This is a genomic window from Candidatus Amarolinea aalborgensis (assembly GCF_900491745.1).
GTDB lineage: Bacteria > Chloroflexota > Anaerolineae > SSC4 > Amarolineaceae > Amarolinea > Amarolinea aalborgensis.
The window spans coordinates 1-19,785 of sequence record NZ_UETR01000051.1; the positions used below are offsets into that span (position 1 = coordinate 1).

The 19,785-nt window shown below is 60.1% G+C and carries 21 protein-coding genes; 4 read left to right on the plus strand and 17 right to left on the minus strand.

What is annotated here, in order from left to right; translation table 11 throughout:
• From ACPQ6D_RS22370 to ACPQ6D_RS22380, 3 genes are all read left to right on the plus strand, one after another.
• Positions 1-1,161, plus strand: a 1,161-nt coding sequence (locus ACPQ6D_RS22370; RefSeq protein ID WP_423226573.1) for a family 4 glycosyl hydrolase, incomplete at its 5' end; no start/stop codon positions are given.
• Between the two features lie 8 nt (positions 1,162-1,169).
• The gene (locus tag ACPQ6D_RS22375) at positions 1,170-1,514 is read left to right on the plus strand and encodes a DMT family transporter (protein WP_423226574.1); all 345 of its coding nucleotides are present in this window, start codon (positions 1,170-1,172) and stop codon (positions 1,512-1,514) included.
• A 42-nt stretch (positions 1,515-1,556) separates the two neighbouring features.
• The gene (locus ACPQ6D_RS22380; RefSeq protein ID WP_423226575.1) at positions 1,557-2,792 is read left to right on the plus strand and encodes a zinc-dependent alcohol dehydrogenase; all 1,236 of its coding nucleotides are present in this window, start codon (positions 1,557-1,559) and stop codon (positions 2,790-2,792) included.
• On the opposite strand, the gene ACPQ6D_RS22385 is transcribed toward ACPQ6D_RS22380, so the two are convergent.
• The 11 genes from ACPQ6D_RS22385 to ACPQ6D_RS22435 all read right to left on the minus strand — a co-directional run bounded on the left by ACPQ6D_RS22385 (position 2,784) and on the right by ACPQ6D_RS22435 (position 12,472).
• Positions 2,784-3,968, minus strand: a complete 1,185-nt coding sequence (locus ACPQ6D_RS22385) for a sensor histidine kinase (RefSeq protein ID WP_423226576.1) — start codon at positions 3,966-3,968, stop codon at positions 2,784-2,786. The genes ACPQ6D_RS22380 and ACPQ6D_RS22385 overlap by 9 nt on opposite strands.
• 11 nt (positions 3,969-3,979) lie before the next feature.
• On the minus strand, positions 3,980-4,495 hold the full coding sequence (locus tag ACPQ6D_RS22390; protein WP_423226577.1) for a Rab family GTPase: 516 nt from the start codon (positions 4,493-4,495) through the stop codon (positions 3,980-3,982).
• The gene (locus ACPQ6D_RS22395) at positions 4,492-5,913 is read right to left on the minus strand and encodes an SH3 domain-containing protein (protein WP_423226578.1); all 1,422 of its coding nucleotides are present in this window, start codon (positions 5,911-5,913) and stop codon (positions 4,492-4,494) included. The genes ACPQ6D_RS22390 and ACPQ6D_RS22395 overlap by 4 nt, the downstream gene beginning before the upstream one ends.
• A gap of 26 nt (positions 5,914-5,939) precedes the next feature.
• On the minus strand, positions 5,940-6,335 hold the full coding sequence (locus tag ACPQ6D_RS22400) for a hypothetical protein (RefSeq protein ID WP_423226579.1): 396 nt from the start codon (positions 6,333-6,335) through the stop codon (positions 5,940-5,942).
• Positions 6,336-6,381: 46 nt separating this feature from the next.
• Entirely contained in the window at positions 6,382-7,122 is a 741-nt protein-coding gene (locus tag ACPQ6D_RS22405; protein WP_423226580.1) for a response regulator transcription factor, read from the minus strand.
• 236 nt (positions 7,123-7,358) lie between these two features.
• The gene (locus tag ACPQ6D_RS22410) at positions 7,359-8,462 is read right to left on the minus strand and encodes an aminopeptidase (RefSeq protein ID WP_423226581.1); all 1,104 of its coding nucleotides are present in this window, start codon (positions 8,460-8,462) and stop codon (positions 7,359-7,361) included.
• A gap of 238 nt (positions 8,463-8,700) precedes the next feature.
• A complete protein-coding gene (locus ACPQ6D_RS22415) occupies positions 8,701-9,204 on the minus strand; it encodes a DsrE/DsrF/DrsH-like family protein (protein ID WP_423226582.1) in 504 nt (167 codons plus the stop codon).
• Positions 9,205-9,327: 123 nt separating this feature from the next.
• The gene (locus ACPQ6D_RS22420; RefSeq protein ID WP_423226583.1) at positions 9,328-9,648 is read right to left on the minus strand and encodes a TusE/DsrC/DsvC family sulfur relay protein; all 321 of its coding nucleotides are present in this window, start codon (positions 9,646-9,648) and stop codon (positions 9,328-9,330) included.
• 43 nt (positions 9,649-9,691) lie between these two features.
• Positions 9,692-10,384, minus strand: coding sequence for a helical membrane plugin domain-containing protein (locus ACPQ6D_RS22425; protein WP_423226584.1), 693 nt, complete (start codon positions 10,382-10,384; stop codon positions 9,692-9,694).
• 9 nt (positions 10,385-10,393) lie between these two features.
• Positions 10,394-11,644 (minus strand): type III sulfide quinone reductase, selenoprotein subtype, encoded by a 1,251-nt coding sequence (sqr, locus tag ACPQ6D_RS22430; protein ID WP_423226585.1) that lies wholly within the window; start codon positions 11,642-11,644, stop codon positions 10,394-10,396.
• A 21-nt stretch (positions 11,645-11,665) separates the two neighbouring features.
• Complete coding sequence (locus ACPQ6D_RS22435) at positions 11,666-12,472, minus strand: PocR ligand-binding domain-containing protein (protein WP_423226586.1); 807 nt, start codon at positions 12,470-12,472, stop codon at positions 11,666-11,668.
• A gap of 530 nt (positions 12,473-13,002) precedes the next feature.
• Between ACPQ6D_RS22435 and ACPQ6D_RS22440 the strand changes: the two genes are divergently transcribed.
• On the plus strand, positions 13,003-13,728 hold the full coding sequence (locus ACPQ6D_RS22440) for a methyltransferase family protein (RefSeq protein WP_423226587.1): 726 nt from the start codon (positions 13,003-13,005) through the stop codon (positions 13,726-13,728).
• 33 nt (positions 13,729-13,761) lie between these two features.
• Here ACPQ6D_RS22440 and ada read toward each other — a convergent pair whose 3' ends face one another.
• The 6 genes from ada to ACPQ6D_RS22470 form a co-directional block, all read right to left on the minus strand.
• Entirely contained in the window at positions 13,762-14,847 is a 1,086-nt protein-coding gene (ada, locus tag ACPQ6D_RS22445) for a bifunctional DNA-binding transcriptional regulator/O6-methylguanine-DNA methyltransferase Ada (RefSeq protein WP_423226588.1), read from the minus strand.
• A gap of 135 nt (positions 14,848-14,982) precedes the next feature.
• A complete protein-coding gene (mgrA, locus tag ACPQ6D_RS22450) occupies positions 14,983-15,972 on the minus strand; it encodes an L-glyceraldehyde 3-phosphate reductase (RefSeq protein ID WP_423226593.1) in 990 nt (329 codons plus the stop codon).
• Between the two features lie 26 nt (positions 15,973-15,998).
• Positions 15,999-16,904 carry a phosphotransferase family protein gene (locus tag ACPQ6D_RS22455; RefSeq protein WP_423226589.1) on the minus strand — a complete coding sequence of 302 codons (906 nt, stop codon included), beginning with the start codon at positions 16,902-16,904 and terminating at the stop codon, positions 15,999-16,001.
• 57 nt (positions 16,905-16,961) lie between these two features.
• On the minus strand, positions 16,962-17,708 hold the full coding sequence (locus ACPQ6D_RS22460) for a PmeII family type II restriction endonuclease (protein WP_423226590.1): 747 nt from the start codon (positions 17,706-17,708) through the stop codon (positions 16,962-16,964).
• A gap of 29 nt (positions 17,709-17,737) precedes the next feature.
• Positions 17,738-18,532, minus strand: coding sequence for a TdeIII family type II restriction endonuclease (locus tag ACPQ6D_RS22465; RefSeq protein ID WP_423226591.1), 795 nt, complete (start codon positions 18,530-18,532; stop codon positions 17,738-17,740).
• Positions 18,533-18,548: 16 nt separating this feature from the next.
• The coding region (locus ACPQ6D_RS22470) for a DNA methyltransferase (RefSeq protein ID WP_423226592.1) at positions 18,549-19,785 on the minus strand (1,237 nt) is incomplete at its 5' end.

Consider the following 19,785-nt stretch of genomic DNA (forward strand, 5'->3'; position numbering starts at 1 on the left):
CGCCTGAACGCGGCCAGCGGCGCGCCCTTCACGATCCAGGCCAGCACGGACCGGCGCGCGCGGCTGCCGGGCGCGGACTTCGTGGTGATCGCGGTCGAGGTCAACCGCCTGCCGCTCTGGCGCCTGGACTGGGAAATTCCCCGCCGCCACGGCGTGCGCCACATCCTGGGCGAAAACGGCGGGCCGGGCGGTCTGCTGCATGCCCTGCGCACCGTTCCGCTCGTGCTGGAGATTGCGCGCGACATCGAGGCGCTCTGCCCGCACGCGCTGGTGATCAATTTTACCAACCCGCTCTCACGCGTCTGCCTGGCTCTCAGCCGCTACACCTCGCTGCGCGTGGTCGGACTGTGCCATCAGATCGGCGCGGGCCTGGCGAACGTCGCACAGACGCTGGAAATGGATGAAGCCGAGATTGACCTGCAGGCCGCCGGCATCAATCATTTCACCTGGATCACCGCGCTGCACCATCGCCAGAGCGGCCTGGATCTCTACCCCGCTTTCCGCACGCGGCTGGCGCAGCGCCCCGCGGCGTTCGAGCCGCTGTCCCGACGCCTGTATGATGCCTTTGGCCTCTTCCCTGCGAACGGCGATGACCACCTTGGCGAGGAGATCGGCTGGGCGTGGGAGACTGACCCCCTGGCCGCAGACACGACCGCGGCCGCCGAACCAGCCCTCTTCCGCAGCCAGCAGGGTCTCAAGGAAGTAACCGCTGCCGCCCTGGACGAAGCGTTACACGATGATGATGCCCTCACCGCGCTGCTCGAGCATCGTTCGGACGAACGGATCGTCCCCGTCATCTGCGGGGTGCTGCACAACCGTCGCCAGGTCGAAATCGCCGTCAACGTGGTCAACCGCGGCGCGGTGCGCAACCTGCCCGAGTGGATGGTGGTCGAAGCGCCGGCCGTGGTCAGTCGTGCCGGGGTGCAGCCGTTGGCCGTAGGCGATCTACCGGCCGGCTGCGCGGCCCTGCTGCAGCAGCGCAGCGCCATCGCCAGCCTGACCGTGGAAGCTGCCGTGCACGGCGACCGCCAGGCGGCCCTGCAGGCGCTGCTGCTCGATCCCGTGGTCAACAGCTATACCGCCGCCGATGCACTGCTCACGGAGCTGCTGGCGGCGCAAGCGCCTTATCTGCCGACCTTCGCCCGGCGCGCAGGAGCCTGAGGGGAGCCATGTCCAAGCCGTGGTTGATGGCTTTCCTGGTGTTTGTCAACGTCGTGAGCACGGGCCTTTCGGTCGTTGCGTTCAAACATGCCGGTATGGCCTCACAGCCGCGCGGTTTCCTCTGGCAGCAGGTCTTGGGCAATTTTTGGGGCTTCGTCAGCGTGATCGCGTTCACGTTTCTGACCCGGCACCTGGCCCTGAATGTGGCTTACCCGGTCACGGTGGGGTTGGCGGTTCTGCTCGTGCAGTTGATCTTTGCGCGCCTCTATTTTGGCGAAGCAGCCACGCCAACCCAGATCGTGGGCGCGTTCCTCATCGCCGCGGGCATTGCGCTCGTGGCCGGCCGGCGGTAATGCCCGCGCCTCAACGGCGGTTTGGATTCATAGGAGATCTCCATGCAAGCCATTGTCTTTCGTTACAGCCTGCCGCGCTTTGCCCTGGCGACCGCACTCGGCGCGCTGACGCCGCGCGCCTACGCCGGCCCGATCGCGCCCACATCCCTCGTGGATACGCCCGAACCGACGCTGCTCGCGGCCGATTGGGCCATTGTGCGCACGGCGTTGTGCGGCATCTGCGGCAGCGACACCAAGCAGATTTATCTTGACGGCGCATTCGACAACCCGCTGACCTCGCTCATCTCGTTTCCCCACATCCTGGGGCATGAGATTGTAGGCGTCATCGAAGCGGTCGGGCCAGGCGTCACAACTCGTCGGGTGGGCGAGCGGGTGGCGATCAATCCGTGGCTCTCCTGCGGTCCACGCGGCATTCAACCACCGTGCGCCGCGTGCCAGCAGGGCCAGGTGACGCTGTGCGCGCATTTCACCGAAGGTCATTTGGCGCCGGGGATTCACCTGGGCAACTGCCGGACGGCCGGCGGCGGTTATGCGCCGCGGCTGGCCGCGCACGAATCGCAGTTGATCCCCATTCCCGACGCGGTCAGCTTCGAACAGGCAGTCCTCGCGGACCCTTTTGCCGTTAGCCTGCACGCGGTGCTCAAGGCCCCGCCCGCGCCCGGCGCCGCGGTGCTGGTTTATGGCTGCGGCACGTTGGGATTGTTAGCCATTGCTATCCTGCACGTTCTCTTTCCAAAAACGCACATCATGGCCATCGCCCGCTATGCGCACCAGGAGCAGATGGCGCGAACGCTGGGCGCACAGCAGATCATGCGCACACGCGAGTCCGCGCAGATCATCGAAACGATGGCCGAGTGGACGGGTGCGCCCATCTTGCGTACGCGGCAAGGTCAACCGTGGCTGCGCCAGGGTGTGGACGTCATCTATGATATGGTCGGTTCGCCCGAATCGTTGGCCGTGGGCGTGCGTGTGACCAACCCACGCGGCCGCATCGTCATCAGCGGCGTGGATCGGCCGGCGCGTTTCGAGTGGACGCCGCTCTACTTCAAAGAGCTGCAGCTGATCGGATCGAACGCATTTGGCGTGGAAGAATGGAACGGCGTGCACCAACACGCGATGGCGTTCTATTTGCAGTGGACGGCTGAGGGCCGATTCGATCTGGCTCCCATGATTACGCAGCGCTTCCGCTTGCCGCAGTATCAAGAGGCTTTTGTCACCGCGCATCGCAAAGGCGCGCACCAGGCGATCAAGGTCGTTTTCGATCTGGCTTCAGCCTGAGTCTTCGTCTGCAATGAGAAAGGTGACAAAGAAGGTGGTGCCGCGTCCGACCGCGCTTTCAAGCCAGATACGACCGCCATGCAGTTCGATCAAACCGCGCGCAATGTGTAATCCCAGGCCGGTGCCGGCTTCGCTCGTCAGATACGCGCTTTCGGCGCGGAAAAAGCGATTGAACAGTCTCAGTTGATCGTTGGCCGAAATTCCCACCCCAGTGTCGCTAACGGCTAACAGCGCAAACCCAGGCTCGGCCGCCAACGCCAGGTTAATGCTGATATGACCTCCGCGTGCCGTGTACTTGCAGGCATTGTCAAGCAGATTGCCGATGATCTGAAGGGTCCGCATGCGGTCGCACAAAACCGGCGGTAGATCAGGCGCGATGGTCATCTCGATGACCTGCTCTTTGGCCTCGAGCTGGGGCATCATTTCGGTGACGACTTTCTGAACCAGCAGCGGCAGCGCAGAGGGAACCAGGATCAACTCCACCCGGCCGGCCTCCAGGCGCGTCGCATCGAGCAAGTTGCTGGTGATCGAAATGAGGTGTTTCACGCTGCTTTCAATAATATGAAGGGCTTCTTCCTGAGCCTGAGATAGAGCGCCGAACATGCCCTCCAGGAGCATCTCCAGATAACCGTTGATTGACGTGAGCGGCGAGCGCAGTTCGTGCGCCGCAATCGAAACGAACATGGATTTCATCTCATCCATGCGTTTCAACTCCGCGTTGAAGCTGGCCAGGTGCTGGTTTTGGCGCAGCAGCTGATCGCGCAGCAGGCGCAGCTCATTTCGTTGTTGAACCAGGTGCTGACCCGTTTCGCCCACAGACGTATTGTCTTCCAAGAGGTGCACCAGGCCGTTGATTTGGCCGGCGGCGTCACGGTGCGGCAGATTGATCAAGTTGAGATAAAGGGTCCTTTCCTCACCGTCACGGTTTAGCCACGACAGTTCGAAGCGCGGTTGGCGCCCGGCCAGGATATTGTCCATCTCTTGCTCGCTGCCGATCAACTCCGGCACCAGGTCGTACACGGACAATCCGACACAGTCCTTGTCTGCACATCCAAACAGAGACAACTCACCGCCCAACCGCACGACGCGCAGAGCCGCATCGCTCATGGCATAGGCCAGGCGGCGCTCTTGAAACAACAAATGTGCGATGCTAATATCGAGTTCGTTGTTGATCATGTTGCTGGCGCCTACGCGAGCATGGCGCGACCCAGGTGGCGAAAAACGGATTCAACCTCTACGCCGCTGCGGGCGCTGGTCAGATACCACGGAAAATGGTTTTCGTTTGCCAGGGCTTCGATCTGCGATGGCTGCAACAGGCGTTGGTCGAGCAAGTCGCACTTGTTTCCAGCAATCACAATGGGCGTAGATGGGCTGACGGAGGCAAGGTCTCGCAGATAGACATGGAGGCTGTCAAGCGTGGACGGCCGGGTCAAATCGCAAACAAAAATGGCTCCGGCTGTGCCGCGCAGATAGCTGGCCCGCACGCGGTCGAATTCCTCACTGCCCGCCAGATCCCAGAGCATCATGGTCATTTCGATCATCTCCTCCTGGCGCGGAATCACGACCGTCTTACGGCTTACTTTGACGCCGACAGTGCTCAAATAGCGATCATCGAACAGATCATACACAAAACGGCGCACCAGGCTCGTTTTGCCCACGCCAAAATCACCCAGAAGGCAGACTTTCTTGCTCACGACGTTCATGATGGCAATCCTTGGCGCTCAAGCCAATTCAGAGGGGGCAACGTCAATCCAGGGGATTCTGCCGGCGCCTGGCGAGACATGGGTGGCTGCACACCGCTCGGCTCGTCGAGCGCCAGAAAACCAGCAAACACCCAGCCAGGGAGGCCGCTGCTCGAACAACAGATATAGTACCAGGTATTTGTTTCGTTGCGTTTCAGGATCTCGACACGCTGACCACGACTAATACTGCCGATGACTGCATAGTTCGGACCTGGACCTCGACGCACGTTCTGCAGCGCCACCGTTGATCGCGCAAACACCTGCGGCGTCGGCGTTGTTGTGGGCGTGGCAGTCGTCGTGGGGGTCACGGTGGCTGTGGGAACAGCGGTCGGGGTTAGCGACGGGGTGGCTGTCGGGGGCAAGGGAGGCGTCACCTCGATGTAGATCACCGTCGGTTTCGATAGATTGTTTGCCCACTGGGCTACGGCTCGCGCCGCCGCACAGGTCAAGACCAGGCACAGGCCCACCGCGACAAGGGCGCCGATTAGGATACGCTTCTGGCCGCTCGTCAAACCCCGTGACGGGGTTGGCGTTGGCGCGTCCGGGGTGAAGAGCGACCGCAGGGGAGTCTCCACCGGGGCCAGCGGCGAGGCATCGCCATCGTAATCGCGCAACACTTCTTCGTACTGATTCTGAATGTCAATCAGCAGGCTGCGCATCTGGGCGCGAAAGCCTGGCGGCTCAATGCCATCTACGACGACCGCCAGATAAACATGCTGCACGGCTTCGATCACAATCCGACGATCGCCGTACTGAATCTCGTCCAGTTCTCTATCGTTGACCGCGCCAAAAGCGTCCTGCGCAAAATCGCGGATGGCGGTCAGCATACCGCTGATGACGTCAGAATCGCGCAGCTCAGCGGGTTGAGGCGATGCATACCAGAGCAGCAGGCCCGTCGGTCGCTGGATCAAGAAAATCTCGGCGACAGTAAATGGCAATGCCTGGCGCAGCACCATTTCACCGTCGGACACGCCGCCCAGGCGGGCGCGTACGCGCCCCAACACCGCGCTGGGGGTCAGCGACGTGCGCATCTGGGCGTCCACACTGCGCGCCAGGTCGCGGATCGCTTCACTGACCGCGCGCACCACGACCTGGCCCATGATCGGATAGAGGGCCTCGATCATTTCGGCGCGTGCGTCGCGAATCTTCTGTCGCAGAACATCACCCAATACCGGCATCAGAAGCGCAATGAGCGCCTCCTTGTCGGTGACTTGCCGCTCCAGATCGGCGACCTGTTTGGCTAGATCATCGCTTCGCTCACGTTCGGCGCGCAGCAAAATCTCGCGCAGATCATCGGCCGAGGTGTCTGGCGACGCCGGCTGGTCAAGCGGCAGCCCGCCCGAGAGGCCCGTGTGACCCTGCTCAGACGAGAAGGCCATCGCCGGCAAGACTCACAAGGTTGCCATTACTCACTGGGAACCAGGCCGTGCAGAAGTTCGGCCAGAGACCCGCCAGTCTTCAGGTGCGTGCCGAGGTTGACAAACAACTCGCCCAATGCGGCGCGATCCGCCTTCTCGAACGACAGGGCCTGAGCGGTTTGGCGCAGCTCGGTGCGCACGTCCTCATCGCCCTGGCGCAGATCGCGGCGGACGGCCTGGATGCGCTTGTTTTGCTCACCATCCTGGTCGGCCAACTGCTCGGTCAGGCGGTCAATTTCCTGCTGCAATCGCTCGGCATCACGCTGCAAGGCCTGAAAACGCTGCTCGTAGTCACGAATCTGGGGACCAAAGATGATGTCGCGAATGCGATCCACTTCTTGGGGAGTGCTGGCGGCGGATGGCTGGACTGGCTTCTGGGTCATGAGATTCTCCTCAGACAAAAATGATGATGGGCCATCAAGATGACCGCTACGATGACGCGAATGCACAGGTTGGTTGCTGTGGAAAGCTGTAGCCTTGCCCGCGTTCAGTCACGATGTAAACCGGTTTCGTAGGGAGCGCTTCAATCTTCTGGCGGAGACGATAAACATGCACCCGCAAGGTATCTTCAAAAACCTCATCAAGCGGCCACAGGCGGCGCAACATGAAATCAGTCGAGACCGTATGGCCGGCGTTGCGCATCAAAATGAAGAGTATCTTGGCCTCTGTGGGAGTCAGGGCCACGACCTGGCCCTGTACGATCGCCTGTTGGTGCGCAAAATCAACCGCCAGGCGCTCATCAATTTGAATGACCGGGTCGAGCGCGTAGGCAAAATCGCCGATACGGCGTAACACCCGTTCAACGCGGGCGACCAGTTCGCGCGGGCTAAATGGCTTGGTGACATAGTCTTCAGCGAAATGCTGAATTCCGCGGATAACGGTTTCTTCTTCATCAACCGCCGTCAACAGAATGACGGGCAGATCGCTGAACTGCTGCACTGTTTTGCAGAATTCAAACCCATTCATGCCCGGCATGTTAATGTCCACGATCGCCAGGTGAGGCAAGCCAATCTGGGCGATGACATTGAGCGCGGCTTGCCCGGACGGCGCCGTCACCACGTCATAGCCAACATACTCCAAACGATCCTTGACCAGGCGCACAATGGCTGGATCATCGTCAACCACGAGGATACGTCGGGTGCGGTCTAGTGAGCGCTCTTCGATACTCATGTTGATGTGTCACCCCAGTCCTCGGCTGCGCGGATGAAAGGGAGCCGAGTCCGGCCAAGATCAAGAAAACTGGTCAGAAGCGTACCAAAGCATGACCCCAATCAGTGGTCTTATGAAGGGGGAACTACATGACGATAGCCAAGCCTATCTGCCGTGTTGAGTCAGCAAACGACTACCGTCATTTTAACATGCGAGCGTTATTTGAGCAACTCATTATGGCGTTACGGGTGCATGCCCTATACCTGGAACTCACCGTTCTTGTAGAAAAGGTCGCCGTCTACCCAAATCTCGCTCTCCTGGCGCATGTCACAGATGAAATCCCAATGAATGGCCGAGACATTGCGACTGCCGACCTCTGGGAAGCCGCGACCAACGGCCATGTGCATGGTGCCGCCGATTTTTTCATCGTAGAGGATGCTCTTGGTGAAGCGTTGGATGCGGTAGTTGGTGCCGATGGCCCATTCGCCCAAGAAGCGCGCCCCGGCATCGGCGTCGAGCTGGCTGAGCAGGTAGGCTTCGTTCTTGCGCGCGGTGGCCTTGACGATCTTGCCTTGCTCAAAGTAGAACTCCACCCCTTCGACCTCACGTCCCTCACGGATGGCCGGATAGGTGAAGCGCACCCAACCGTTGACCGAATCCTCGACCGGGCTGGTGAAGATCTCGCCGGCTGGCATGTTATGCCGGCCATAGTCGTTGATGAAGTTGCGGCCCGCAATCGAAAGAGTCATCTCCGCGTTAGCGCCTTTGATGACCATCTGCTGGCGGCCCTGCATCCATTCAACCCACCGCTGCTGGCGATCGTGCACCTCACGCCAGGCCTGCACCGGGTCGGGCTGATCAGCAAAGGTGGTGCTGTAGACAAAATCCTCATAGTCGCCCAGGCTCATATCAGCCTCTTGGGCCAAGGCCGGGCAGGGGTATTGGGTGCCAACCCAGCGCAGCGCGCCTTCAGCCGAACGCTGCATGTAGGTCCCCATCAGATCACGCCGCGCCTGCTGATGCAGCTGCTGGCGCTGCGGGTCAACCCCGCTCAAGGCGCGTGTGTTGTCGGTGGCGTTGAGGACAATGAGGGCGTCGGCCTCTTCCAGGGACATCCGTTCCAGCGGCGAAATCCATTGCAGCTGCGCATCGTTGGCCTCGCGCAGCATGATCTCGCCCAATTGGCTGTCGCTCAGGACAACCGTTGGGTTGCCCCCGGCGCGCAAGATGCGCCGCGTCACCTCGTGCAACAGCGGCAACGCCAACACATGGCTGCGGACAACCACCCAATCGCCAGGCTGGACAGCAATCGAGTAATCCACCAGGATCTCAGCTAGTTTTTCGACACGCGGATCTGCCATGATAATTACACTCCTCTATTTTGGTGCTTGTGGGCAAGTCTACACGTGAAAGCGGTTCTGTGTCAAATAAAGAGAGTGGAGTCTGTTCTTCATTCCGGTTAGGGCGTCAGGGCCTCAAAAAATCGTACCGCCAAGGCGCTTGCTTGCTCTTGGCGTCTTGGCGGTAATCCTCAGCACTAATTATGCTTTTGCACGAGGAGCCGGTCTTCGGTCAGAAAACGGGCTGCCCGGCCTACGATCAGATAAAGATGATCTGCGCGCCTTCGGTCATATCCATGAAATCGCTGGCGGTGACGATGTCAATGACGCCATCTACGAAGTCTTCCTTCTTCAGCCCCATCATGTCCACCGACATCTTGCAGGCGTAAAGCTTGGCGCCGCCATCCACAAGCATCTGGAGATATTCGCCCACCGGCGGCGCGCCAACCGCAGCGATCTTCTTCTTCATCAGGCTGGTGGCAAACGCGGTCATGCCAGGCAGCGCGCCCAGGAAGTTGGGGATGCCCAGGTTGCCGGTGTTGAGTCCCATCATGCTCATCTTCATGCTGGTCTTGCCTACTGGCGCCAGTTCCAGATGATCCTGCCGGCTCTTGGTGATCATGTCCATTCCCCAGAAGGTGAAGAAGATGGTGACATCAATGCCGTTGCCCAGCGCGGCCCAGCCCATGACGAGGGCCGGGTAAGCCATGTCCAAATCACCCTTCGAACAAATAAACGCTACTTTGCGCGTTTCATCAGCCATTGTAGATTCTCCTTAATTCGGTATCTTCAGGTTTCAATTCAGTCACCCATGCCCCGCGGTACACGCGTGGGTAAAAACAGGCCATCTGCGGCGATCCGTCTTCATCCGCGGCTTATTTCAAGGTTAAACGCAGCCTTCGGGCTTGCCCAGCCCGGCAATGCGCGCGACCTTCTTGGCCGGGCCTTTGGGAAACAGGGCAAATAGATCCTTGGTGGAGACCCCTGTGCCCGTGGTGATCTGGCGCAGCGTGGGCGACTTACCCGCCAGCTTGGCTGAGCTTTCACGGCAGTAGTCAATCACCTTCCAATGGGCGGCAGTCAGTTCGGGCAGCCCTTCTTCGCCCGCAATCGCCACCGCAATCTCCTTGTTCCATTCGGCAGGGTTGGTCATGAACCCTTCATCGTTGACCTGAACGGTCTTACCAGCAATCGTACGCGTCGCCATACACTCTTCTCCTTAAACTTGTTCGATGCACTTAGTTATGTCTTTAGTTCACGTGCTGTGAGCCGGGGGAGGTCTGCATGCCGAGATTGCGCAGCACGCGCATCGTCAGCGCCAGTCCCCGGCGCACATTCGGATCGCGCATCTGCCCCAACAGCGATCGGTAGGAAATGCTCACCTCGGCCCCGCCCTCACTCTCGATGGCTGTCACCATGTTGCGGGCGAAGTTCATCACTTCGGGTTGCGTCATTTCTTTGACCGTCTGCAGGATGAGCACGACGTTGTTGCCGAGCTGGCGCACATCGTCTTCACCAAAGGACGTCACGATGTTATCCAAAATCTGCCAGCCACCCCTGGCAAAGGCGAAGTAGCCCTTGCGCTCCATCGTCGCCAATTCATTCACCGCCCGGCTGAACGCGGCATCGCTCAGAGGCGCCACCGTCTCGGCCAAATCCATGACGCTTTCGAGCTGGTCGAGCATCTTTTCGATGTTGCGCCCGTTGCGCGCCAGCCGCTTGACCAGGCGCAGCAGATCGTCCAGGCTGACATACTGCTCCACTTCCTCCAACTGCTCAACGGTTAGCCGGTAGGCGTCATTGACAATCGGCGTCAGATCGCGCATCAACTCGGCTCGCGCATCGCGCTCACGCTCTGCGCGTTGGGTCTGTTCCGTGAGATAAGCCACCTGGGTGGTCAACAGGTCCAGCTTTTCGTGCAGTTCAAGCAAAGCCTGATCCATAGCGCCTCCTTACTTGGCCGCACCGTTGCCATTCCACTTGCCGGCCATGCTCATGCGCGCGGGCAGCGGCAAGGGCTGCCCCTTGAGCAGCAGGTTCCAGTACATCCAGCGGAACATGACCTTGCCCCAGTGATTCATCTCCGATTCCTGCAAGAGAGAAAATGGTCCAACGCCAGGCAGCGGATACTTGCCAGGCAGCGGCTCGACATCATAGTTGAAGTCAATCAGCAGCCCCTTGCCAAAGCCGGACTCGATGAAGCAGTTGGCATGGCCGTCGAACGTTGGCAGCAGCTCCAGGCCGTCCACATAGCGCACGAAGTTTTCCGTGAACACATCCACAGCAAAGTGCGCCACGGACCCGGCCTTGGAAGCCGGCGCATTCGTGGCATCGCCCAGGGCGAAAATGTTGGCGTAAGCATCCGCGAGAAACGTGTGCTTGTTGACCGGCACGTAGTTCAGGTCATCCCCCAGGCCAGAGCGAGCTATCACATCGCTGCCCATGTTGAGCGGAACGCTGACCAGCAGGTCATAGCTCACTTCTTGCTCGTCGTAGGAGACGATCTTCTTGGCGTCAGCATCCACATGCTCGATCAAGAAATCAGGCACCACCTTGATGCCCTTCTGCTCCAGGATGTCGCCCAGGTACTTGGACGCCACCGGCTTGGTAAACGCGCCCGGCAGCGGCGTGACCAGGCTCAACTCCACGCGGTCACGCAGATGATGCTCGTGGAAGAACCAATCAGCCAACATGATGAACTCCAGCGGCGCCACCGGGCACTTGATTGGGTTGTCCACGATGTTGAGGACCAGGCGGCCGCCCGGCCAGTTGCGCAGGTAGCGCGCCAGGGCGACGGCGCCATCCACCGTGTAGAAGTCGTGGATAGACTTGTGCCATTCATCCTCGTGCAGGCCTGGCGTCTGCTCCGGGTGAATGTTGGTGCCGGTGGCAATGATCAGAAAGTCGTAGTTCAGATAGCGATTGTCCTTGCTGATGCGCACCCGGTTGTGCTCAGGCTCGATCAGCTCGATGGGCGAGATGATCATCTCCACCTGGCTCGGGATGAAGTCTCGCTTGGGTTTGATCACATCGCTCTTGCTGTACATGCCAAACGGGATGAAGAGAAAGCCCGGCTGATAGTAGTGGGTTTCATTTTGATCTACAATCGTGATCTTCCACTCATCAGGGTCCAGCTCCCGGCTCAGCTTATTGGCGGCCATGGTGCCGGCCGTGCCGGCGCCGAGAATCAGTAGTTTCTTCATAGTTCCACAAATCTCCTCAAGTCACGACAAGGTGGTCAGGGATGCGATGGCCTGCAAACGGCCGGTCAGGGCCTGGCGATCTTCCAAGATATGCGAATACACATCAGCAATCCGCTGCACAAACTCAAGCGCGCGCTCTTGGGCCGCGCGGTCCAGATAATAGACTTCGTTCATATGGGCTTCGATGAAGCCCGGCTCAATATCCAGGCTGGCCGCGAGGGCCTTGACTTCCTGGGACGTTGGCGGCCAGGCGGCGGGAGCGATGCCGCCGATAAAAACCATCCCTTTCAGTTCGTTGCCAGCCCGAATCAGGCCGCGAGCGCACAGGAGGCCCAGTTCACTGGCCGAGAACTTGGGCTGCAGCGTGGGCGCGCCAGCCAGCTGCTGCCAGGTGCGAATACAGTGCGCCACGCCTTCCGGGTCTTGAATGACCGCGCGATAGAGGCCGCACGCGTGGCTGACCTGGGTGACGGGCTGGCCTGCCATATCCGTAATCACCATCATGACACTGAGGGCTTCGGCGAAAGTGTCTTGGATCATCTGCGCGCAGGCCAGGGGCAACAGCTCGGCCAGGCCCGCAGGGTGGTGATCGCGCGCGGATCCTAAGATGGATGGCGGCGGCGCGTGGCTGACCATGGGGGTCATTCGGCCTGATGCTTCGGCCACGGGCGACTTGTGCAGGAGTCTGTCAATATCAGCCTGCGCAAAACGCCACTGCTTGCCGACACGCACCGCGGGGAGTTGCCCGCTTTCGACGAAGCGGTAGATCGTTGTGCGATCTACCTGCAGCATCTCTTGCACCTGCCTGGTTGTCAACATATCGGACATGCACTTGCTCCACATTTCACAATCTAGAGCGAGTATAACGGAGGTGAGTCCTGCTGTATATGACGCAAATCATACGCATCAAAAGTAGATCATAAGTCACTCATAAAGCTATTTTTGATGTATAGGATGTATTCAATGCACCGCTGGGGGCGCAGCCCCGGAGGGGCTTGCACCTCGTAGCCGGATGGCCTTTGGCCTCCGGCGGGGTTGTCGGCCGACTGCGGTGCGCGCAACCAACGCCGCCCGACCGTGAACGGATCGGGCTACAAGGTGGAAGGCCCTATCGGGCCTGACAACGCGGGAGGGGTTTGTATTTCGTGGCGGGCGCATTTCAGTTCTGCTGCGTAGCCCACTTCGGTTGGGCTTTGCAGTGGTTGCAGCGATCGTTCGGCTGAGCTCACGACGAAGCCTCAATCGCTCGACGCCGGACCTGCCCCCAGTTTGAAATGCACCCGCGCGTGGGGGCGCATTGCGTGAATTCGATGGAAATGGTATGCTTCTGATAACCGTTGTGATTGAGGAGGCACCGCATGACCAGCAACTCGTCCCCAGCGCCGGGCGACAACGCCGGCAAGTCCTCACAACCCCTCATACGCCGCTTCGCGCAGATCGGCATCTGGATCGTGGTCTACGCGCTGCTCCTGTTCGGCGCGGCTGGCCGGCTGGATTGGGGCGCAGGCTGGGCCTACATGGCGCTCTACCTGGCCTTCATCGCGCTCAACGGCATCCTCTTGCTACCGAACCGGCGTGAGTTGATCGCAGAGCGCGGCCGCGTGGCGCCGAACACACAGCGCTGGGACCTGGTGCTGGCCGCCCTGTACACCGTGATTGGCCCAGCGATCCTGGTGCTCGGCGGTCTCGATCAACGCTTCGGCTGGAGCGCGCCGTTTGCGCCGGCCACACCGGTCATCGCAGGCCTCGTGATGGCCCTGGGCTACGGGATTTTTTCCTGGGCCATGGCCTCGAATCCATTCTTCTCCACCGTGGTGCGCATCCAGACCGAGCGGGGGCACACCGTCTTCACCGGCGGGCCGTATCGTTTTGTGCGCCATCCGGGCTACGCCGGCGGCCTCATCTTGACCCTGGGCACCCCGTTTCTGCTCGGTTCATGGCCGGCCCTCATCCCAACCATGGCGCTGGTGGGGATCCTGGTGGTGCGCACAATCCTGGAAGACCGCACGCTGCACCGCGAACTGCCCGGCTACGCCGAGTACGCGAGCCGTGTGCGTTACCGCCTGCTGCCTGGGGTTTGGTGATGGCAGCGCGACAGCGCAGGATCACGCGCCAGGCTACTCCTCCAGGCGCGCCGCGCGGGCATCCTGGCTGGCTGCATGCTGCGCTTCCTGCGCCAGCAGCGCCCGTTTGCGCGCCAGGCCCCAGCGATACCCGCCCAGGTCGCCGTCGGAGCGGATGACGCGGTGGCAGGGGATGACCAGCGCGGCCGGGTTGGCAGCGCAGGCCCGTGCGACGGCGCGCACAGCCGTTGGCTGACCAATCGCCGCGGCCACGTCGCTGTAGGAACGGGTGCTGCCATAGGGAATCGCGCGCAGCGCTTCCCAGACGCGGCGCTGGAACGCCGTCGCGCGTACATCCAGCGGCAGGTCCAGGTGCGCCTGCTGACCGTCCACATAGGCGAGTAAATCGGCAAGCCAGCCGTTCAGCTCCGTCCCTGCACGCTGCAGATCGGCCGCAGGGAACTCTGCGGCCAGCGTCCGCGCCAGTTCTTCCTCCGAATCGCCCAGCCGCACCGCGCAGATGCCTCGCTCCGTGGCTGCCAGCAGCAGCTGGCCTAATCCACACGGCGCCACGGTGTACCCAACCCGAGCCGCGTCGCCGCCGCGGCGGTACTGACCCGGCGTCATGCCGAGCTGATCGGTCGCATCGGTGTACGCCGTACTGCTGGACTGGAAGCCGGCGTTGTAGACGGCTTCGGTCACACTCAAGCCTTCTTTCAACTCCCCTTTGAAGCGCGCCAGGCGCTGTTCGGCCGCGTACTGCCGCGGGCTAACCCCCACGATGCGCTTGAAGGTGCGCTGCAGATGCGCAGGGCTTAGACTGAAGCGATCAGCCAATTCCTGCAGGCTGGGCATACGTTCGTGCGGCTCGGCCAGATAGGCGCACACGTCCTGAATCAGGGAGAGGTTTGGCTCAGCCGGGATCGGGCGATCCGGCTGGCAGCGCCGGCATGGGCGATAACCGGCGGCCTCAGCCGCGGCCGGCGCGGCAAAGAAGATCACGCCATCGCGCCGCGGCCGCCGCGATGGGCACGAGGGCCGGCAATAAACGCCGGTCGAGTGTACTGCGTAAATGAATTGACCGTCGAACTGCGCATCACGCGCCAGCACAGCCTGCCAATAGCGATCTTGATCCATCATTGATTCTCCTGCTCAGATTCCAACACGACTCACTGCGACGCAGTATAGCGGATTCGCGCCGCCCGTGCTATCGGAATCTTGCGCATCAAAGTGGAAAATGATCTGCTTCGCGCAGCCGCTTTCATGCAGCAGGTGTCACAGCAGTGACTCGATCTGCGCCAGCTCCGCTGCGCTGAACGTGAGGTTGTCGAGCGCGGCCACAGCCTCTTCGATCTGGCGAACCTTGCTGGCGCCGATCACGGTGGAGGTCATCTGCGGGTGGCGCAAAACCCAGGCGATCGCCATCTGGGCCATGCTTTGCCCACGCGCCTGGGCCAGGTCGTTCAGCCGGCGCACCGTCGCCACGCGCGCCTCGCTGACGGTGTCGCCCCAATGGAACTCGCCGCGGAGTTTGTCTGCACGCGAACCTTCGGGAATGTCCCGCAGATACTTATCCGTCAGAATGCCTTGATCGAGCGGCGAGAACGCGATGCAGCCGACGCCTTCGTCCGCCAACACGTCCAGCAGCCCCTCCTCGATCCAGCGGTCGAACATGTTGTAGCGCGGCTGGTGAATCAGGCAGGGCGTGCCCAGGCTGCGCAGGATGCTGGTTGCCTGGCGGGTCTGCTCGGGGCTGTAGGTGGAGATGCCAGCATAGAGCGCGCGACCGCTGCGTACGATGAAATCGAGCGCGCCCAGGGTTTCCTCCAGGGGCGTGTTCGGATCCGGCCGGTGGCTGTAGAAGATGTCCACGTAATCCAGACCCATGCGCTTGAGGCTCTGGTCCAGGCTGGCCACCAGGTACTTGCGCGAACCCCACTCGCCGTAAGGCCCCGGCCACATGAGATAGCCGGCCTTGCTGGAGATGACCAGCTCATCGCGATAGGCAGCCAGGTCTTGCGCCAGAATGCGGCCAAAGGTCTCCTCGGCCGAACCGGGGGGCGGGCCGTAGTTGTTGGCTAGATCGAAGTGGGTGATGCCCAGGTCGAAGGCGCGGTGGATCATCGCGCGCGCGTTTTCCAGCGAGTCAACGCCGCCGAAATTGTACCAAAGGCCCAGCGAAATCGCGGGCAGCAGCAGACCGCTGCGGCCGCAGCGGCGATACGTCATCGAGTCATAGCGGGTGCTAGCAGGTAGGTAGGTTATCATTTGTTTTCGTGCCTTTCAGATGATTAGATATGCTGCATGACAGACTCAAGGTAGGCGTCGACGCGCGACGCCAGCAGCTCTGGGCTGAGAAGATCGAGCCCGAAATCCTGCCAGGGTGGGTAGAAAAGAGGCTCCGGCAGGCACATATCCAGCAGGGAGTCGAGATCCCAATACGGATCGTAGGCAAAACCAGGGTCTGCTGTGCGGTATGCCGCCAGAAACTGGTCCGCAGCCGCGGGGCCGTACATCGCGGCCAGGTTAATTCGACAGTGCGCCACATCCACGCCCGCCGGGCCTTGACAGGCGTTGATCCAGTCAACCACGCCGCTGACCTCGCCGCCCTGCCACAACACATTCGTCGGGTGATAGTCGCGATGGATGAAGACCGGGGGCGCCGCTGGTTCAGGGCCGCAGACCTGTTCGATGGCTCGTTCCCAGGCGCCGGGAATCGTCGTCCACGGGGGCGGGGCCAGCAGCGGCCGGTTGACCCAACTGCGGAAGCGCCAGGCAAAACCGCGGCCGGGATGCTGGTGAATCGAGGCCAGCGCGCGGGCCAGGCCGGCCAGCCAGGCCTGAAAATTCACCGGGGTCAAGTCAATGCGGCCTTCGATGAAGGACATCAAGACCGCGGGCGCGCCGAAGCCCACGTCGTCTGCGGCATAGGCCACGAGCCGAGGTGCGGCCAGGCCTGCCTTCTGCGCTTCGTTCAGCGCCGCGGCCTCGTGCGCGGCCAGGTCAGGCTCGTTGGCCAGCCATGCCGGGTTATCGAGGACACGCAGGACGAACCGCTGAACCTTGTCGCCGCGCCTGCACTGCACCAAAAATAGAGACGAGGAGGTTGCGCCTGGCAGCCGCGCCAGGTCAAGTGCCGAAGGGATGGCGTCCACGGCGCGGGCCAGCCAGGTATAAGCCTCAGGGGCGAACGTCATGCGCTATCTTCGTATTGGGTCAGCCTGCTGTGGCTCAATCGCATGCTCGTTTTCATCTCATGGTGATTCGAACTGATCATAATTGCCGCTGTTGAATTCCACCAACTTGATCCAGTCAATCGCGCCGCTTTCGTTGCAGAAGCGTTCGATGAACTGGTGGGTGAAGCGATTGGTGATTCGGGCCAGTTCTTGCTCGAAAGCCCCTCGAAATGTTTTGACTCGAGTCGCGATCGGCCAAACGATGGTGGCGTACAGGTTCTCGTTGCCACTGATCAGATACCAAAAATCTGAGCCAACAACCTTGAGATAGCCGCGCTGGTCACTGGTCTCCGCTTTGCCATAGCAGATACCGAGAACAGATTGAATCGCGGCCTTGGAATGGATCGCCTGGTTGGTTGCCGCGTGGCGCAAGGCTTGTTCATGAACGCGGTGCCACAAGTCGTTGCCCACGGTGTAGCATGTCCTGATACTGACCACGTATGAGACGCCGTTGTCGGAAAACTCCAGGTCACTATCCGGAACGACCGATCGCCGTCCATCACACGTTCTGCTGGCCACAAAAACGGCCAGATCTACTAGCAATTCGGCGAACATCTCCTGTTCGTGTGCCGCTTGTGCGGCGTCAAGCCCTGCGGTTATGACGTGTCCCGCCTGACTAGACGGTCCGGCCACTAAAAAGTAGGGGTTTGGTGCCAGCAACGTGTCAAAATTCAGGCTCTTGAGCATCTCAATCCGGCGCTGGTTCCAGCCGGCGAAGCGTTGTTCAACGAAGGCTTGGACGTCGTTGATGTCTAGTGGTTTCACAAGGGCTCCTCTGCCGCCGCTTCTTCTGCTTAGTTCGCCTGGCTATCAGGCTTGCCGGATTCCCGTGCTTCCCGTTCCTGTCGCAGAGCGCTGCCCACTTCTTCGATGACAGCAAGCAACTGATCGAATGTCCCTGCGCCACCAATTGCATCCCAGAATTCCTCGCCCATCAGAATTTCATCCTGCATGTCCATGATTTTCTTGGTCATGCCGTGTTTGTAGTTTGCCCGCGTCGAATAGGGGTTGTATGGGAAAGCGAGGTAGGCCTGTGGGTTGTCCTGAGAGCGCAATGCTAAGAATGTTAGCATCTTCTGTTTTGTTTGGGCGCCGATATCCAGGTTTGGCTTTGATGTCTTGATCTCAACGAAGAGTGGGCCTGTGCCGAAATCGCCGATGAAAAGATCCGCAATGACTCGCACTTGTACCATCTCCTGGTCGCTATCATCATCGACACGCAGGACTTCGGCCAGTTCGGCCGCGTGATTGGGGCGGCGCTGACCTGACCGCAGTTCGCGCACGATTCTCGAAATCGCGTCCGTCGCAGACTTTCTGAGAAGGCCCTCAATCTCGTGCTCCACAGCCACTTGCTGGTAATGCTCGCTCGCAATGCATTTGGCCAGCCGAGGGAATAGTAACATTCCCATCTTCGTCACGGCGGAACGCTCTCGCTTGGCTGCGATCAAGCCTGCATCGTCCAGGAATAGTTTATGAAATGGGTAGGCCCGTTTGAGTTCTTCGATTTCTTTTACGTCATACTGCTTGAATGACTGCTGTGCAAAAATCCTAAGCAGGTCATAAACCGCCTGGTGCGTGTTCGGATTCATGGATGCCCCCACAGACTCACGGTTTGCGCCACACAAACACCGATTCGTAGAATTCACTCGCTCGTCGCCCGGTACGGCGGTTCACATGGCGCTTGAGCACGGCCTCGACTTCAACCTCACACAGCCTGGCGATTTCGTCATAAAGCCCGAATTTGTCGCCGGCCACCACGATCAAGATACCGCCTGCCGGCATAGCTCCACAGGCGCGGCGGAAAACCTCCGCAATGGACTCCTGGTAGGTGCGTTGCGCCTTCTGACTGGAGCCTCGCTTGGCCGCACCAATTTCTGATTCACTCTTATCCTGAAGACGGAGCAGTTCATAGGCGTAGCGATGCTGTTCGTGATAATCAATCAAGCCGACATACGGTGGGCTGGTAATGACACCATCTATAGGAGGAATATCGGCCAACCGGCTATCTTCATGCTTGATGATCACCGTTGCGTTGGTGCGTTGGCCCGCGAATTCCTCTAATCGCGCCATGGTGTCCAGGCTGTAATGCTTCAAAAATTGATAGGCTGTAGTTGTGGGCATACAGGTGCGGCTGTGTTTGTAGCACCAGTACGGTTCGGTTTGTGGCGCCTTCGGAAAATCCAGATCAAAGTGAGTAGTCAACCGCGCTGACCTTGCCGATCGTGAAAGGATGATTTTTAGAATCTCCTGATTCCGATAATTCTGAATCTGGTCACGATACGCCAGTAATTCTTGCAGCGCCTGCGGCGCAAACCACCGTTGCAGATAGTCGCTGTTTGCCGCTGGTCCGTGGCCATTGCCGTTCCCGTTTGTGCTCCATAAAGAAAGCTGAAGGCCACCAGCTTGGGTGGCATGGCGTGCTGCATCCAGAATATCCAAAATTTCTTGGCGTACGGTTTTTAGATCATAGTGTTTGGTTTTTGCCGTCGCTAGGAGCGCATTGAAGGCAGAAACATCGTAACCGATGGCATTGACACCCAACTCATTGGCTTGTACCAACGTGGTGCCTGAGCCTGAAAATGGATCAAGCACCGTCTGTCCTGGGCTAAAATACTTCCTAAGAAACACTTCGACCAGTTGAGGGATAAATTTGCCAAGATAGGGATGCAGGCGATGAACATGACGGGTACGCAATTTTTCAGGTAGATCACGCTCCCGCCAATTCAGATTCAACTCGCTCAACGGCGTATCCGGTGTCACACTGCTCGGTATCGTCGGTTCATCGGTGGTGGCATAAAACACGACTCGTTGTTCTTCGTTAGTCAGCGGCAGCATAATTCCA